21 protein-coding genes and 1 pseudogene are annotated in these 14,600 nt (G+C 68.0%); 14 read left to right on the plus strand and 8 right to left on the minus strand.

Translation table 11 applies throughout. From position 1 onward, the window contains the following. Positions 1-11 precede the first annotated feature (11 nt). Together VH499_RS03405 and VH499_RS03410 are read right to left on the minus strand one after the other, a co-directional pair. Positions 12-224, minus strand: a complete 213-nt coding sequence (locus VH499_RS03405; RefSeq protein WP_332051282.1) for a Fic family protein — start codon at positions 222-224, stop codon at positions 12-14. 102 nt (positions 225-326) lie between these two features. Further along, on the minus strand, positions 327-680 hold the full coding sequence (locus tag VH499_RS03410) for a hypothetical protein (protein ID WP_332051283.1): 354 nt from the start codon (positions 678-680) through the stop codon (positions 327-329). A gap of 202 nt (positions 681-882) precedes the next feature. On the opposite strand from VH499_RS03410, the gene VH499_RS03415 reads away from it, so the two are divergent. From VH499_RS03415 to VH499_RS03425, 3 genes are all read left to right on the plus strand, one after another. Beyond that, entirely contained in the window at positions 883-2,157 is a 1,275-nt protein-coding gene (locus VH499_RS03415) for a DUF2254 domain-containing protein (RefSeq protein WP_332051284.1), read from the plus strand. A gap of 114 nt (positions 2,158-2,271) precedes the next feature. Next, positions 2,272-2,781 (plus strand): hypothetical protein, encoded by a 510-nt coding sequence (locus tag VH499_RS03420; RefSeq protein WP_332051285.1) that lies wholly within the window; start codon positions 2,272-2,274, stop codon positions 2,779-2,781. A 3-nt stretch (positions 2,782-2,784) separates the two neighbouring features. Next, complete coding sequence (locus tag VH499_RS03425) at positions 2,785-4,017, plus strand: HlyD family secretion protein (protein WP_332051286.1); 1,233 nt, start codon at positions 2,785-2,787, stop codon at positions 4,015-4,017. Positions 4,018-4,139: 122 nt separating this feature from the next. On the opposite strand, the gene VH499_RS03430 is transcribed toward VH499_RS03425, so the two are convergent. Continuing rightward, on the minus strand, positions 4,140-4,403 hold the full coding sequence (locus tag VH499_RS03430; protein WP_332051287.1) for a hypothetical protein: 264 nt from the start codon (positions 4,401-4,403) through the stop codon (positions 4,140-4,142). A 340-nt stretch (positions 4,404-4,743) separates the two neighbouring features. Here VH499_RS03430 and VH499_RS03435 point away from each other — a divergent pair, with 340 nt between their 5' ends. Next, positions 4,744-5,133, plus strand: coding sequence for a copper resistance protein CopC (locus tag VH499_RS03435; protein WP_332051288.1), 390 nt, complete (start codon positions 4,744-4,746; stop codon positions 5,131-5,133). A 48-nt stretch (positions 5,134-5,181) separates the two neighbouring features. Here the strand turns inward: VH499_RS03435 and VH499_RS03440 are convergent, their stop codons facing one another. Together VH499_RS03440 and VH499_RS03445 are read right to left on the minus strand one after the other, a co-directional pair. Further along, a complete protein-coding gene (locus VH499_RS03440; protein ID WP_332051289.1) occupies positions 5,182-5,478 on the minus strand; it encodes a hypothetical protein in 297 nt (98 codons plus the stop codon). 96 nt (positions 5,479-5,574) lie between these two features. After that, complete coding sequence (locus VH499_RS03445) at positions 5,575-7,383, minus strand: sulfatase-like hydrolase/transferase (RefSeq protein ID WP_332051290.1); 1,809 nt, start codon at positions 7,381-7,383, stop codon at positions 5,575-5,577. A gap of 80 nt (positions 7,384-7,463) precedes the next feature. Here VH499_RS03445 and VH499_RS03450 point away from each other — a divergent pair, with 80 nt between their 5' ends. The 3 genes from VH499_RS03450 to VH499_RS03460 all read left to right on the plus strand — a co-directional run bounded on the left by VH499_RS03450 (position 7,464) and on the right by VH499_RS03460 (position 9,095). Continuing rightward, positions 7,464-8,180 carry a helix-turn-helix domain-containing protein gene (locus VH499_RS03450; RefSeq protein WP_332051291.1) on the plus strand — a complete coding sequence of 239 codons (717 nt, stop codon included), beginning with the start codon at positions 7,464-7,466 and terminating at the stop codon, positions 8,178-8,180. Positions 8,181-8,349: 169 nt separating this feature from the next. Further along, a complete protein-coding gene (locus tag VH499_RS03455) occupies positions 8,350-8,625 on the plus strand; it encodes a hypothetical protein (RefSeq protein ID WP_332051292.1) in 276 nt (91 codons plus the stop codon). 158 nt (positions 8,626-8,783) lie between these two features. Then, positions 8,784-9,095 carry a hypothetical protein gene (locus tag VH499_RS03460; RefSeq protein ID WP_332051293.1) on the plus strand — a complete coding sequence of 104 codons (312 nt, stop codon included), beginning with the start codon at positions 8,784-8,786 and terminating at the stop codon, positions 9,093-9,095. A 27-nt stretch (positions 9,096-9,122) separates the two neighbouring features. On the opposite strand, the gene VH499_RS03465 is transcribed toward VH499_RS03460, so the two are convergent. Further along, positions 9,123-9,383, minus strand: coding sequence for a hypothetical protein (locus VH499_RS03465; protein ID WP_332051294.1), 261 nt, complete (start codon positions 9,381-9,383; stop codon positions 9,123-9,125). Positions 9,384-9,543: 160 nt separating this feature from the next. Further along, positions 9,544-9,915 carry a hypothetical protein gene (locus VH499_RS03470; RefSeq protein ID WP_332051295.1) on the minus strand — a complete coding sequence of 124 codons (372 nt, stop codon included), beginning with the start codon at positions 9,913-9,915 and terminating at the stop codon, positions 9,544-9,546. Between the two features lie 384 nt (positions 9,916-10,299). On the opposite strand from VH499_RS03470, the gene VH499_RS03475 reads away from it, so the two are divergent. Together VH499_RS03475 and VH499_RS03480 are read left to right on the plus strand one after the other, a co-directional pair. Beyond that, complete coding sequence (locus VH499_RS03475; protein ID WP_332051296.1) at positions 10,300-10,560, plus strand: hypothetical protein; 261 nt, start codon at positions 10,300-10,302, stop codon at positions 10,558-10,560. 113 nt (positions 10,561-10,673) lie between these two features. Next, positions 10,674-11,600, plus strand: coding sequence for a hypothetical protein (locus VH499_RS03480; RefSeq protein ID WP_332051297.1), 927 nt, complete (start codon positions 10,674-10,676; stop codon positions 11,598-11,600). A gap of 24 nt (positions 11,601-11,624) precedes the next feature. Here VH499_RS03480 and VH499_RS03485 read toward each other — a convergent pair whose 3' ends face one another. Further along, positions 11,625-12,074, minus strand: a complete 450-nt coding sequence (locus VH499_RS03485; protein ID WP_332051298.1) for a thermonuclease family protein — start codon at positions 12,072-12,074, stop codon at positions 11,625-11,627. 197 nt (positions 12,075-12,271) lie between these two features. On the opposite strand from VH499_RS03485, the gene VH499_RS03490 reads away from it, so the two are divergent. From VH499_RS03490 to VH499_RS03510, 5 genes and pseudogenes are all read left to right on the plus strand, one after another. Beyond that, on the plus strand, positions 12,272-12,484 hold the full coding sequence (locus tag VH499_RS03490; protein ID WP_332051299.1) for a hypothetical protein: 213 nt from the start codon (positions 12,272-12,274) through the stop codon (positions 12,482-12,484). 84 nt (positions 12,485-12,568) lie between these two features. Then, positions 12,569-13,057 carry a PRC-barrel domain-containing protein gene (locus VH499_RS03495; protein WP_332051300.1) on the plus strand — a complete coding sequence of 163 codons (489 nt, stop codon included), beginning with the start codon at positions 12,569-12,571 and terminating at the stop codon, positions 13,055-13,057. A gap of 311 nt (positions 13,058-13,368) precedes the next feature. Further along, positions 13,369-13,563: a CsbD family protein gene (locus tag VH499_RS03500; protein ID WP_332051301.1), complete on the plus strand. Its 195-nt coding sequence runs from the start codon at positions 13,369-13,371 to the stop codon at positions 13,561-13,563. A 21-nt stretch (positions 13,564-13,584) separates the two neighbouring features. Beyond that, entirely contained in the window at positions 13,585-14,352 is a 768-nt protein-coding gene (locus tag VH499_RS03505) for a DUF6675 family protein (RefSeq protein WP_332051302.1), read from the plus strand. A gap of 57 nt (positions 14,353-14,409) precedes the next feature. After that, positions 14,410-14,600: pseudogene (locus VH499_RS03510) on the plus strand (hypothetical protein); the annotation flags it as partial.

The following is a 14,600-nucleotide window of genomic DNA, read 5'->3' on the forward strand; positions in this document are numbered from 1 at the left end:
GCGGGCTTCCCTCAGAGCGGGCGAGGCTCATGTCGGCGATGGCGCGCGATCCGGCCGTTGCCGTCGTCGAAGGGATGGACGGTCACGAACCAGAGATGCGCGATCGCCGCCTTCAGGACCGGATCGACCGCGGTGTCCTTGTCGTTGAACCAACGCAGGAATGCCTGCACCTCGCGCCGCAGACGGCGGGCCGGCCCGGTAGTGGACGCGTTCGCGCCCGTCACTGTAGTGTCCGCATCTTCTGCGGAGAGTATGGCATCCATTCTCCGCACGGGCCATCCTCGATGGATGAGCGGTTGGCGCGGCGGCAAGACGGCGACCCATCCTCAGTCGCCGCGCTTCTTGGCGTCGTACTTGTCGAGCGTAACCTCCTCGAGGCAGGCGGCGAACTCGACCGAGGCCTGGATGTCGCCGGTCGCACTGGTGTCGCCCCTGGTGACGCAGCGCGCGACGCGCAGGCAGTATTCCTCCTCGACCCGGCGTTCCGAGACGATCGCCTGGATGGTGCGCGGGGCGGGCATCTTGAGCAGCGCGAGCTTGGAGCTCTGGTAGTCGTCGCGCGCCGCGTTGAGGCAGGCGAATTCCGCGCGGGCGGGCTTGGACCTGTCCGACTGCTGCGCCGCCGCGGGGACGCCGCAGATGCAGGCCACGATGACGATTGCGACTCGCACTCCGGACATGAACGAACTTCCCTGCCGACCCATCGCAACTTTACACGCAACGGAGGTTCAGGCCAGAACGCTCTCCTGGCAGCCGTTCGGTTCCAGCCCGGCCCGCCGGCGCTCCTCGGGCGCACGGAGGCCATCGCGCATTCGAGGCCCGCACGCCGTGGCCGTGTGATATTTTCCTTCAGATCGATCGATAGGCCGGATGCGGGGAGCAATGGGCTGGAACAGGCGATACGCGCTGCGGAGCTATGTCAGGTCGGCGCTCTGGGTCATACCGCTCGCGGCCTACCTCGCGGCGATGGTGGCGATCCGCATTCTCGGCCGGGTCGACGAATGGCTGGGCTGGTCGTGGAGCTGGGTGGTGGAAGTGCCGGTCGCGCAGATCGCGCTGCAGGCGATCATCACGGCGACGCTCTCCTTCATCGTCTTCACCTTCAGCTCGCTCCTGGTGGCCATCCAGGTGGCGAGCGCCCAGCTCACGCCGCGGGTCATCGCCACGACCCTGCTGCGCGACAACTCGATCCGGTCGGTCGTCGCCCTGTTCGTCTTCACGCTGGCCTTCGGCATCGGCACGCTCGCCAGGACGCAGGACGATGTGCCGTATCTCCTCCTGCTGGTCGCCTTCGTGCTGGCCGGCCTCTCGCTCGCGGCCTTCCTCTATCTGATCGACTATGCGGCGCGGCTGCTGCGGCCGGTCAGCATCGTCTGGCGCATCGGCGAGGAGGGGCTCGCCGTCATCGACGCGGTCTACCCCGTCAAGATCAGGGAGCGCCATGTGCCGACGCCGCCACGGCCGGTGCCCCGCGGTCCCGATCGGTTCATCGTGCACAGCGGCATATCGGCGATCGTGCTGGCCGTCGATCTCGACACGTTGCTGCGCGAAGCCAAGCGTACCGATGGCATCATCGAGTTCGCCTACCAGGTCGGCGATTTCGCCTCCGTGGGCGAGCCGCTGTTCCTGCTCTACGGCGGCGCCGCGGCGGCCGACGAGGGCAAGCTCAGGGCCGCCGTGGCGATGGGGCCGGAGCGGACGATCGAGCAGGACGCGACGTTCGCTTTCCGTGTCATCGTCGACATCGCCATCAAGGCCTTGTCCAAGGCGATCAACGATCCCACGACCGCCGTCCTCGCGATCGACCAGCTCCATCGCCTGCTGCGCGTCACCGGGCGACGCCATCTGCACGACGACGTGCTCCGGGGCGACGCCGGCGAGACGCGGGTGATCTTCCGGACCGCGAGCTGGGACGACTTCGTGCACCTCTCGTGCCGGGAGATCCGGCTGTACGGCGCGCAGAATTTCCAGGTGGCGCGGCGCCTCCGGGCGATGCTCGAGAACCTTCTGGTCGTCCTGCCGGAAGCCCGGGGTCCGGCGTTGCGCGACGAACTGGAGCTGCTCGACCTCACGCTCGAACGCCTCGACCTCCTGCCGAAGGATCTGGTGCTCGCCCGCGTGCCCGATCTTCAGGGCCTGGGAGGATCATTGCGATGACGACCCGCAGGGTCATCCCGGTCGTGATTGAAGTGACACCGCCGCTCCGCCGGTATAGCGTGCTGGCGAGACGAGTTTGAGTTCGCGTCGCAACCAGGCATAGAGGTTCGGTCGTTGGAACAGACGCATCCCGGCGCAATCGATCACCTGCCGGTCTTCGTCACGGCGCCCGGCCAGACCGACGTGTTGTTCGTCGTGACCGTGGTCCTGCTGATCGGCATCGTGCTCGGCATCGGCCTCCTCTACCTGCACCTGCATGCGCTGCCCGAGCGCGTGGCGCACCGCACCAACAAGGTGCAGATGGAGATCGTGGCGATCCTCGCCTTGCTGGCGCTGTTCACGCACGAGCACCTGTTCTGGATCGCCGCCCTGCTTCTCGCCTTCGTCCAGTTGCCGGACTTCTCGACGCCGGTCGCGTCGATGGCCGAGTCGCTGGAAAAGCTCGCTCGTCGCGGCGATGGGCTGCGCGGCGAGCCGGTGGAGGATCGGCCGCGCGGCGAGCCGGAGCCGCAGCCGCAGCTCGATCGGCGCGGCGAGGTTCGGGAGGCAGGGCAGGGCGCGGCGGTGCGCGAACCGGTCGCCGCGAGCCGGCCGGTCGCCGACAGGGTTACCAGCGCGGAGTGACACATGATCGAGCTGATGCTCTGCTCAATGCTCACGATCCTGCCGGACTACCTTTTCCGCCGCTACGCGCAGGGCAAGCGCATCGGCCGGGAGATCAATCTCTACACGATGTGGTTCGAGCTGCGGTGGGGGATCACGGCCTGCCTGATGCTCACCATCTCCCTCGTGACGCTCATCTTCTACTTCCATCCGGCGACCAAGGCGGTCACCGCGATGTATCGGACGGTGACGATCCTGCCCGAGACGAACGGCCGCGTCGCGGACGTCTACGTGGGCATCAACGACAAGGTCGAGGCCGGTCAGCCGCTGTTCCGCCTCGACAGCTCGCGGCAGCAGGCGGCCGTCGAAACGGCTCGCCGGAACATCGCCGAAGTCAACGCGGCAACGGAAGTGGCGAGGACCGAACTCGTCGCGGCAGACGGCCAGATCCGGCAGGCCGAAGGCGCCTATCGTCAGACGCTGAGGGAGCTCGAGACCAAGGTCGAGCTGCGGCAGCGCAGTCCGAATACGGTGTCGCCCCGGGAAATCGAACAGCTCGAGATCAACGCGGACCGGCTGCACGGCGCGATCGACGCGGCGCGCGCGAACAAGGAGACGCTGCAGACCAAGCTCGATTCCCTGCTGCCGGCGCAGAAGGCGAGCGCCGAGGCAGCGCTTGCCGAGGCGGAAGTCGATCTCGGCAAGACCGTCGTGCGGGCCGGCGTGACCGGAACGGTCCAGCAGTTCACGCTGCGCAAGGGCGACGTGGTGAATCCCATGATCCGGCCCGCCGGCATCCTGGTTCCCGCCACGGCAGGACGGTTGGCGCTGGTCGCCGGATTCGGGCAAATCGAGGCCCAGGTGATCAAGAAGGGCATGATTGCCGAGGTAACCTGTGTCGGCAGGCCGTTTGCCATCATCCCGATGGTGGTGACGGACGTGCAGGACGTGATCGCCGCGGGACAGTACCGGCCCACCGACCAGTTGATCGACGTGTCGCAAACGGCCCGGCCCGGAACCATCACTGCGTTCCTCGAGCCGCTGTACGTGGGCGGGCTGGAGGGTGTCCCACCCGGCGGCACCTGCATTGCCAACGCCTACACCGACAACCATCACGAACTCGCCTCGGGCCACCCCGGCGCGTCGCGAGCGCTCTTCCTGCACGTGGTCGACGCCGTCGGCATCGTGCATGCCGCCATACTGCGGATCCAGGCGCTGCTGCTTCCGGTGCAGACGCTGGTGTTCACCGGCCACTGAATACGGCCGCATCCCGACCGGCGCGCCTCAACTTCCTCTGCCGCGGGTCCCCGCGTGCGTTTGCCGTTGAGCACGGCATGACGGGTGGTCGGCCGTTGCGTCAGCCGACCACCTGTCGGCCGCTAGCGCGGCGGGATCTTGACCCGGTTATCCGTCAAAACCTTCTCCAATACTGGAATCGCAGCGCCTGCCTTGCCCGTGTCGCAATCATGCATTGCATTCGCGGCGCCGACGTCGATCTGGCCGCTGCGCGCATATATGCGATACAATCTGCTCAATAGCTGGCAGTAGTCAGAGTCATCCATCGGAGCCGCGAAAGCTGAACCAGCAAGTGAAGTAGCAAGCACGGTGGCCGCTGCCGCCAACGTCAACGTACGACAGATCATCGTCGATCTCCCATTTTGCAGGTTTTGGCGCTGGCGGGTGCCAGAGCCCTCTTGTCAAACAGAACGCTACCATGGCGATGATGGTAACTTCGCTCCGGAAAATCAACTCAGGCGCGTTCGCGGAGGCCAGTGCGGCAATGCTCGCCGCGGTGAGAGAGCACCGCTGCGAAGCGATGCTCGGCGGCCGCAGTGGACCTGGCGAGGAGAGAGCAGGCGACGCCGGTTTCGAGCGGATGCAGCGGGGTTGGACGTCGACACCCTGCACAGGCGGCGGACGATCATATGGCCGGGCGCACCGGGGGCGACTATTCTCGATCATCGTCTTCGGGGGGAGACCGGCATGATCGTTCGACAGCTTGCGATTTTTGCGTTGGCAGCCGCGGCGGCGCTGGCCGTGCAGTCCGAGGCCCGGGCGCAGGGCCTGCGCGTGGTCGAGACGGGGCCGGCCAAGGACGCCACCATCGATGCCCAGAGCACCGGCTTCTTCGTGCGCTTCGACAAGCCGGTGGACCACGTGCGCTCGACGCTCCTCATCAAGCGCGGCGCCGAGGTCGTGCAGACCCTGCATCCGCGGCTGAACGCGGCGCCCGAAGTGCTGTTCGCGCGATCCGCGGCGCTGGAGCCCGGCGACTACACGCTGCACTGGATGGTGAATGCGCTGAACGGTGGCGACGTCCTGCAGGGCGAGAGCGCCTTCTCGGTCGCCGCGGGCAAGCCCAGGACGAACTAGGCGCCGCGTCCGTCTGGCAGGTGCCGCGGCGCGTCCGCGCCGGCGGCCCTACATGCACGAGGCTTGCGCCAGCACCACGGCATCGAGCCCCTGCATCTGCTCCTGCGAAAGAGTCGACGGATCGAGCGGGGTGCCGGTCACGATGGCATCGTTCGACTTGCGCATGGCCACGATCGCCGACGCCCGCTTCTCGGGCGGGATCTTGGTGGACATGCACTGGCACGTCTTCTGGTCGGCGGTCGCCATGCACAAGCTCATGAGCTCGTCGTCGGCCCGCGCTGCGGCCGACATGCCGAGCGACAGTCCGGCGACGGCCAGGGTGAAAGTGATGCTGCGCACGATCATGCAAACGCCTCCTGTCGCATGAGTTGCCGTTTGCGCCGGGCTACACGCACAGAGCGTGACCCCGATCCGACGGCCCGTCAACTGCCGCAAGCCACGCTACAGGTCGACCTTGTCGACGCCCCAGGTGATGTTGGGGATGTCGGGCATCTCGCGGCCGTCGTCCTTGCCGATCTCGGCCCGGATCAGCGCCTCGAGCTTGCCGTTCATGGCGAGCAGCAGCCCGGCATTGCTCGCGCGGTCCGCGGCGAGGTTGGTCATCTCGCCCGGATCCCTTTCGAGGTCGTAGAGCTCGACGTCGTTCCACTTGAAGAGCTCGTCGAGCGTCGCCGGGCTGTTGCGGTCGACCGGCGCGCAGTAGCGCGTGAAGCGCCAGCGGCCGTCGAAGGCGCTGCGCACGGTGCCGCGCTTCTTGAGGTCGGGGCGGAAGCCCTGTTTCTTGGCTTCTTCCTTCGGGTCCTTGCCCGCCATGATCGCCCTGGCGGCGAAGTCGAACACGCTGGCGTCGTTGCTCGCAAGCCCGCTGTAGGTGAAGAGCGCGGCCGGGCGCGCAGCGTCGACCGGCCGGCTCGCCGGATTGGAAAGCAGCGGCGACAGGTCCTTGCCGGGAAGGGCGCGGCCCGCGATCTCCGCCGCCCGATCGGGCGTCACACCCGCCATCGACAGCAGGGTCGGCGCGAGGTCGATATGGCCCGAGAGGGCGCGGCACTGCTGGCCGCCCGCGACGTCGGGATGAACGATGTGGAGCGGCAGGTGCGTGGTCTCGGCGTAGGCGAACGGGCCCTTGCCGCGCAGGCCGTGGCTGCCCGCCATCTCGCCGTGATCCGACGTGAAGATCACGATCGTGTTGCCGGCCAGACCGAGCCCGTCGAGCTCGGCCAGCAGCGCCTCGATCTGCTGGTCCACGTTGCGGATGCAGTTGACGTAGTAGTCGTTGAACCGCTTCCAGCGCGCATCCTCGAGCGGCACGTTGCCGAGGATGTAGTCCCAGATGCGGTCGAACTCGCCGTGCGCCTTCGGCCGGCCCGGCGCGTCGAACGGCTGGCGCAGGCTGGCCGGGATCGGCACGTCCCAGCTCGCCCTGTAGAGCGCATGCTCGGGCGCGCGCGCCGCATGCAGGCGCAGCCGGCCGGTATCCTGCACGCTCTCGCCCGGCGCGTCGGTGTTGAAGTACATGACGTCGTGTGGATTGACGAAGCTCACGACCATGCACCAGGGCTTGCCGTCGTCGGCGAGCGGCCGGCCTTTTGTGCGCAGCCAGTTGATGGCGCTGCCGGCGGTGATCTGGTCGAAGCTGTAGCCGCCCAGCGTATGGCCGATCAGGTCGCCGGGCGAGAAATTGTCGGCGAAGCCGTAGCGCTCCATTCGCGGCGTCATGAACTTCTCGACCGAACGGGTGTCGAAGTCGCGGCTGAGATGCCACTTGCCCTTGTAGGCCGTGTAGTAGCCGGCCTTGCGCAGCATGTGGCCGAAGGTCGGATGATCGGTCGACAAGTCGCGCATCCACGGCACGTCGAGATTCTCGAACATGCCGTTGTCGGCGGTCTGCAGCCCGGTGAGCATCACTGCGCGCGACGAGGTGCACATGGTCGCCGGGCACTGGTGGTTGGTGAAGGTGACGCCGCTCCTCTGCAGTCGCTCGTGGCCGGGCAGCGCGAGACCCCTGGGCCAACTCGCGTGGTAGCGCTCCTGGTCGGTGAAGACGAACAGGATGTTCAATCCCGTGCGGCTCTTCGCGGCCGCCGGCGCCGGCGGCCGCGTCTGGGCGTGCGCCGATCCGATCACCGTGGGGCCGATCACCGTGGGGCCGATCACCGTGGGGCCGAGCAGCGAGGCCGACATCGCGCCGGCCGTCTTCAGGAAATCGCGACGCTTCGCGCCCGCCGGCGCATTCGTGTCCTCGGGCAACGGCGTCTCCACTCGTTGAAGTGACAGTGCAATATTATATGCTACACCATTTTTTAAACATCAATTAAAAAATGACGAACATGCGCAAGACCAGATCGGCGCCGTTTCCGCCGCTGCCGGCGGTGCTGGCCTCTGCCCCGGAGCCCTCGACGCGTCCGCGCAAGCGGGAGCGGACGCGCCGGCAGTTGATCACGGCGGCGGCGCGCGTCTACTCCGCGCGCGGCATGACGAGGGCCACGATCCGGGAGATCGCCGCCGCGGCGGAAATGACGCCGGTGACGATCTACAACCACTTCCGCTCGGAGAGCGAGATCGTCCAGGCCGTCGCCATCTGGATCGCCGATACCTTCTGCCAGCGGATTGTCGACAGCTGCGCCTCCGTGCCGCGCGGCGCCGAGCGCGTGGCGATCGGCTGCCGCCGCTTCATCTGGCTCGCCGAGGAGAGCCCGGCATGGGCTCTGCTGGTCTCGGAGGTCGCGGTCGCGACGCCCGCCTTGCTGAAGCAGATCGGCACCTACATTCTCGCCGACCTGCGGCTCGGCGTTCAGCAGAACGATTTGCACATCGTCAGCGACGCCGCGGCCCTCGACCTGATCAGCGGCACGGTGATCCAGGCGATGCGCCGCGTGGCCTCGCGCCTGGCACCCCGGCATCACGCGATCGCCGCCGTCAGCTCGATCCTGTCCGGCCTCGGCATGCCGCCGCGCAAGGCGAGGGAATTCGCGCGCCGGCCGCTTCCGCCGCTGATCACGCCCAGGCCGGAAACGAAGCCGGGCCGATCGCGGCGAGCCGGGTGACGGGCAGGGTTGCGAAGCGGCAACCACGCGGGTAGCGGCCTATTAGTAGTGCGCCGCCGCTGCCACGGCGCCTAGTCGTGACCAGTTTCAGACCTGCCCGGTCACGGCTTTTCGCGCCCGGTCGAGATCGCTAGCGTGTGCGTGGGGATATTGTGTGGTGGGAATTACGATGACACGCATTTTCGCGAGCGCGCGGTCGTCCGGCGATTTCTGGCTGACCCGGCGCAGGCCGCGGCACCTTCCGGCGCATGTTCTGTGGCAGTGGATTCTGCGCTTCGCGCTGCCGCTGCTGACCGTGCTCGGGGGCACGGTGCTCTACTGGATCTGGTTCGACAACGTGTACGGTCATCACTGGGGTAACACGATCGGGGGAATTGCACTTGCCGTGACGATGGTGCTGATCGCGGTCTGGTCCGTCGGCGCGTGGTGCTCCGACGCTTCCTGATCGCCGGCCAGCGACTTGTACGAGCGAATTGTATCAGTGCGGCGTTGTCCACACTTTCCACTTGCTGTGGCAAGGATGCCTCACTTATTAGTATAGATGGGTGAGGCGGCGCTCCGTAGGGGTACGGACGCCGCCACAGTGTGTGGGGTCTTGAGACAATGTCGAATGTAGCAGGCGATTGGGTGCCGGTGAGCACCCGCGAGCCCTTGGCCGTCGCTGCGGCCAAGCGGGGTTTCCGCTGGTGTGCGCGATTTGCGCGCGCGCACTTCCTGCGCGCCTGGCGCTGGACGCTGCGGCTGGCGCTATTGGGGCTGATGGCCCTCTCCGGAACGGCACTCTATTATCTCTGGATCGACAATATCTACGGCAGCGACTGGACCGCGGTCGTCGGCGGCGCCTTCCTGTCGATCGTGACCGGGCTGATGGCGTTGTGGAGCGTCGCCACCTGGTGCTTCGACGACCTTCTCTGAAGGTCGCGCCGCGGAAACCCGCCGGGCTCAAGGCGGGTCGGGCGCAATCCACGCACCGACTGCCCAGATGAGAAGCGCCGCCGCGGCAACGGCCAGCGGCACTGCTTCCGCGAGCGCATATCCTTTCGCGCCGGCATCGACGTCGCTCCACAGCCAGTAGAGCACGAGGTCGGCGAGGAAGATCAGGACGGGGAGGACGAGGCGAAGCGTCCACGACCAGATCCGCAGCCCTCCCTGCCGGCGCAGGCGCCGCCCGCCGCCCGTGGTTCCTTCTTCCGGCGATGTCATTCCGTTCGCGATGCCGCCGCCGTCGATCGTCGCGCGAGAGGCGCACGGCGGCGCGGCGGCCGGCGCGCAAGCTGCCCGCGGCAGCGCCGGCCGTCACGCCGCTATTGCTCGACCCCTGGCTGCAGAATTGCGGCAGGCGCGGGCGGAAAGGGCAACCGGATCAGTTCAGGAGCGGGACGCTCTTGGCGTCGGGACGCGCGCGCAGTTGCAGCACGTAGCTCTCGGCCTTCACCGCCGCCTCCTTGCGCACCGCGTCGGTGATCTGCGGCTCGCCGCTGGGATCGGCCGTCGCCATGGCCTGGATCAGGCGATCGTTCTCGGGCGCGCAGGTGGCGGCGATCGCACGCGCGATGTCATTCGGCGCGGTGACCCGATCGTCCTGCAGGCCGACATGCTGGCGCAGGCAGGCGTCGCGCGCCTCACGCTGGCGGTTGATGAAGCGCGACAGGTGACCGTTCTCGTAAGCCGGCGCGCAGGCCTGGAGGGCGACCGTCGAGAGCAGCAGGGCGGCGACAGGAAAGAGGAGGCGCATGCGGGTTTCCTTGTTGTTGGGGCAGGCGCTTAGCCGCTCCTCGCCCGCTTGTCGAGGGCTTGTTCCAGGCCGCTCGGTGCCCAATCGACGGCGGCGGTGCCCAAGTGCGCCGATCAAGAACGCACCGGCGGCCCCCATTCGGGGAGAAGGGCAGTCGCCGGTGCGTGCCGGATCGAGACGGCATGGCGGGACGATCGCGGCTCGCGCACGATGTCGGCGGTATCCGACCCGGGCCAGTGACCATCGTGGCTTACCCACAGCCGGCGCGCGACCGCGGCGGCTTTTCCACAGCGATGACGATTCAGCGGTTGATCGGAACCCGTTTTTGCGGCGCCCTTGCCGGGCCAACCCTCGGCCGAGAGCTCACCCGTCAAGAGGTGACCGATGATCATCGACGGTGAATGGGAACGCGTCAGGACCAGGAAGCGCAAGCGGCGCGCCGGCGCCGCACCGGAATCCGGCGATCTGCGGGTCGCCTCCACGATCGAAGCCCTGGCCGACCATGTCGGCCGCCGAGGCGCCGGCCGGGACGATGCCTCGCTCCGGCAGGAGGCCGCCTTTCGCGAGAAGCTGGCCGACCTCGAGGAGCAGATCGAGAAGCGTGGCGCGCGGGCGCCCTTGCGCCTGCTGCCGCGACCGGCGTAGCCCGCCGGGCAGCCTTCCGGCCGAACCCACGGACACCTTCCGCCTGACGGGCCCGCGCGGAACAACGCGCGGTCGGAGGACGTTCCACGCCAAGGTTGCTTCGAGAGGCGAACATGAGCGTGCCCTATGGAACGTTTTCCGAGCCCGCCGACGTCACCTCCCCGGCGGCGCTGAACCAGCTGACCGGCGTGGTCAAGCGGGTTTCGTGGCCGGCCATCTTCTCGGGGGTCGTCCTCGTGCTCGCGGTCGAGGTCCTGCTGAACATGCTGGGCGCAGGCGTCGGCCTTGGCCTCGTCAATCCCGATGGCGGAACGCCCGAGGCGAGCCGCTTCGGCATCGGGGCCGGCATCTGGTGGTTCGCCAGCACCATCATCGCCCTGGTATTCGGCTGCTATGTCGCCGCGCGCCTTGCCGGCGTGGCGACGCGGTTCGACGGCATGCTGCACGGCCTCGTGATCTGGGGTCTCGCGCTCCTGATCACGATCTACCTCCTGACCTCGGCGGTGGGCGGCGTGATCGGCGGTGCCTTCACCCTCGTGGGCGACACGGTCTCGGCGGCCGGCAAGGGACTTGCTTCCGCGGCGCCGCAGATTGCGCAGGGAGCAGGCGTCACGCCCGACATGGTGCAGCGGCAGGCCGAGGCGTATCTGCAGCCGACCAACCCCGATCCCGCGACCATGAGCCCGCAGGACGCGCAGAAGGAGATCGCGCGGCTGGTTCCGGATCTGACGGCGGGCGGCGAGCGCGCCGACCGGGCGAAGGACCGGATCACCACGATCATGGCGGGCCAGCTCAAGATCAGCAAGGAAGAGGCGACGCAGCGCTTCGACGACGCCCAGACCCGGCTCGCGCAGGCGCGCGATCGCACCGTCCAGACCGCGAAGAACGTCGCCGACCGCGGGGCCTCGGCGGCCTCTCGCGCCTCGCTCTGGGCTTTCGCGGCACTGCTGGTCGGCGCCATCGCGGCAGCGATCGGCGGATGCCTCGCCTCGCCGCATCCGCTCATCCTTCGACGGTTCGCGGGCGTCGCGCGCGAGTAGGGCGGCCTCTTCCGGCCCGCGCGGCTACTTGCCCTCGGCCTTGTCCGAGGAGAGGGGTGGGCAGTGATGGGCGTGAATCGCGAGGTTGTCCGCCTTGGCGGCCGCTTCCAGCTCCACGTAGTCGCGGGTGTACGTCACGGCGGCCCATGCCAGCCCCTTGCGCACCATGGTCGCGCCGACATCGACGCCGGCCGAGCGGCACATGCCGAACAGCTTGCCGTTCACGTCGAGCCCGCGCGCGGTGCAGGCGATCGAGCGGTTGTTGATCAGATCGTGGAGGAAGGCCGCCGCGATCTCGCCGGCCGGCCAGCCGCTGCAGGTCGCATGGAGGTCGGGCGCCTGGATGCCCCACAGGCGAACGTGCCGTCCCTCGAGCACGATGGTGTTGCCGTCGACCACCGTCTGGCCGCGCGCGGGCAACGCGACGGCCATGAGAGCGAAGGCGGCGGATCGCAGTCTTGTCGTGAACGTCATCGTCGTCGTCTTCACTCCCAGCCGGGGCTCGCCGGCGCGCGCGGGGCCCGCACGCCCGATCCTCAATTGCAGTGCCGGAGCGCCCCCGCCTGAATCAAAGTGTATCATTTGTTTGACCGCCGTCTGCATCCGTTGACGTCCTGCGGCCAACGCGCACAGTAGCGCCGGGAATGTGGTGGGACAGTCTGGGGGTTCAGATGAGACGCAAGGTGTTCAGTGGCGTGCGCCGCGCCGCCGTCGAGCGGCAGGCGGAAGATTGGCTGGCGAGGCAGGCTCCGTCGTTCGAGCTGCATGCCGCGATCACACGGTTCGGGGACGGCAGGGCGCGCAGCATCGTGACGGTGACCGTGCTCTACGATCTCGGCGCCAAGGCGGCGGGCCGTCACTTCGAAGGGCGGCTGGCGGCGTAGGTTCCGGCATCGCGGGCCCCGTCACGGGGCCCGCAACTTCGCGCGCCGTGGGACCGTTGTCCTCGAGACAACCAGGAGGGTCCCATGTTGCTGCGATACCATGCTCTTGCGTTGACGATGCTGGCCTGCGCCGCCACGGCCGCGCAGGCCCAGACGACCACGACGCCGCCGGCCCATCCGCCGGGAGCCGCGACCTCGGCGCCGGCACCGAAGGACAACACCGTCTCCACCGGCGACTTCAACGTCCACGGCGATATGTCGGCCAACGCGCTGATCGGCGCCAGCGTGCACAACGCCAATCGCGACACGGTCGGCACGGTGAAGGACATGTACGTCGATGCGAGCGGCAACATCAAGTCGGTGGTGCTGTCGGTCGGCGGCTTCCTCGGCGTCGGCTCCAAGGACGTCGCGGTTGGCTGGAAGGACATGAAGTACTCGCGCGACGGCAAGTCGGTCCGGCTCACCACCGATCTCAGCAAGGACGCGCTGAAGGCGATGCCGAGCTACGACGAGCAGCGGCGCCAGCCTGCGTCGGAGGAGCAGGCGACCGCGCCGTCCAAGTCGCACAAGTGAGTGCCTGCGAAGTCCGCGACCAAATTGTGTTCCGGGTAACTTCGCAGGGTTCGACGTCGTTCACTCCTAACAGGACGTCGTGCGGTTTCATGTGATGTCTCCGCCGGTCCTGGAGGCCAAGTGACACGAGCAAGTGACACGAGGGAGCCGCTCCGCCGTGGCATCGGAGCGGCTCCCGCTTGTGCGCGCCGCTGCAGGTCGGCAACCGCTTCGCCGAGTCCTTGTCTCGGAAGGGAAGAGCGAAAAAGAGAGCAACGCTCGTTCGTCGCGGCGCGTTGATTTCGGCACCAACAGCCGAGCAGGAGGACGACATGGGCAGCAGCACCGGCGACAAGATCAAGGGCGCCACCAACGAGGCCGTCGGCAAGGCCAAGCAAGGCATCGGCAAGGCGGTCGACAGCGACCGCATGAAGGGCGAGGGCGTCGTCCAGGAGGCCAAGGGACACTTGCAGAAGGGCAAGGGCGAGGCCAAGGAAGCGATCAAGAAGGCGATCGACGACCAGTAGGCCGTCGATCCCGCTTCGACCGTGCGCCGCCTCGTTTCACTGTCGCTTGCGTTCGCGCTGGTCGTCGGCGCGGGCGCGGCGGCCGCGGCTGGGCCGCGCCCGCCCTGTGGCGTATGGCCGGAACCGTCCTTTCCCGCCGCCGACAATCCGCCGGCTCCGCGTCTGTGGCACGAAAGTGAGCTTCGCCAAGCCAACTGGTCGCCCGCGCCCTGTCTCGGCTGGGAAGGTGGCACGCGGCTCGCCGGCGCGATCGCCGGCACCTTCACCTTCGCCGGCAGCATGGAGCGGTTGATCGAACGGATCGGCGCCTTCTCGCGCTACAGGTTCATTCCCTACTGGTCGGGGACAGCGGACGACTGGCGGCCGCTGGTGCGCGAAGCCGGGCTGGTCGGCAGCGACGGCGCGGCGTCCGCCGATGCCGATCTCGCGGCGGGCGACATCGTGCCGGGCCGCGTCTATGACTATTTCCAGGTCGATGCCGCGGGCCGCACGACCTATCGGCTGACGGTGCGCGCACGGACCGCCGACCGCCTCGTGCTCGCGACCGAGAATACGAGCGCGATCCGCCTTGCCTTGCTGCCGCTGTTCGATCCCGGATCGCTGCAGTCGGTGATGTTCCTCGAGCGCGCCGGTCGCGGCCTGTGGCACTGGTATCAGGCGATGCGTGCCGGCGAGGGTGCGAGCCTGCTTGCCCTCGGCAACGCGCAGGCCTACGGCAACCGGCTCGCCGCCTTCTACCGCTATGTCGCCCGCGGCACGCCGTCGCGCGAGGAGGCAACGCAGCGCTGACGGCCATGCCCGCGCCGCATTCGCCCATTCCCATCGATCGTCCTCAATGAAACTTCAATGAAGGGAGATCGAGCCGTGACCTCGACCGACATGGGTGCGAGCAAGGTTCCGGAAGTCACGCTGATCTTCTGGATCATCAAGATCGCCGCCACCACGCTCGGCGAGACGGCGGGCGATGCTGTCACCATGTCGCTCGCTCTCGGCTACCTGGTGGGCACCGCGATCTATGCCGCGTTCTTCGTCGCCTG

Source organism: Reyranella sp., assembly GCF_036558665.1.
Classification (GTDB): Bacteria; Pseudomonadota; Alphaproteobacteria; order Reyranellales; family Reyranellaceae; genus Reyranella.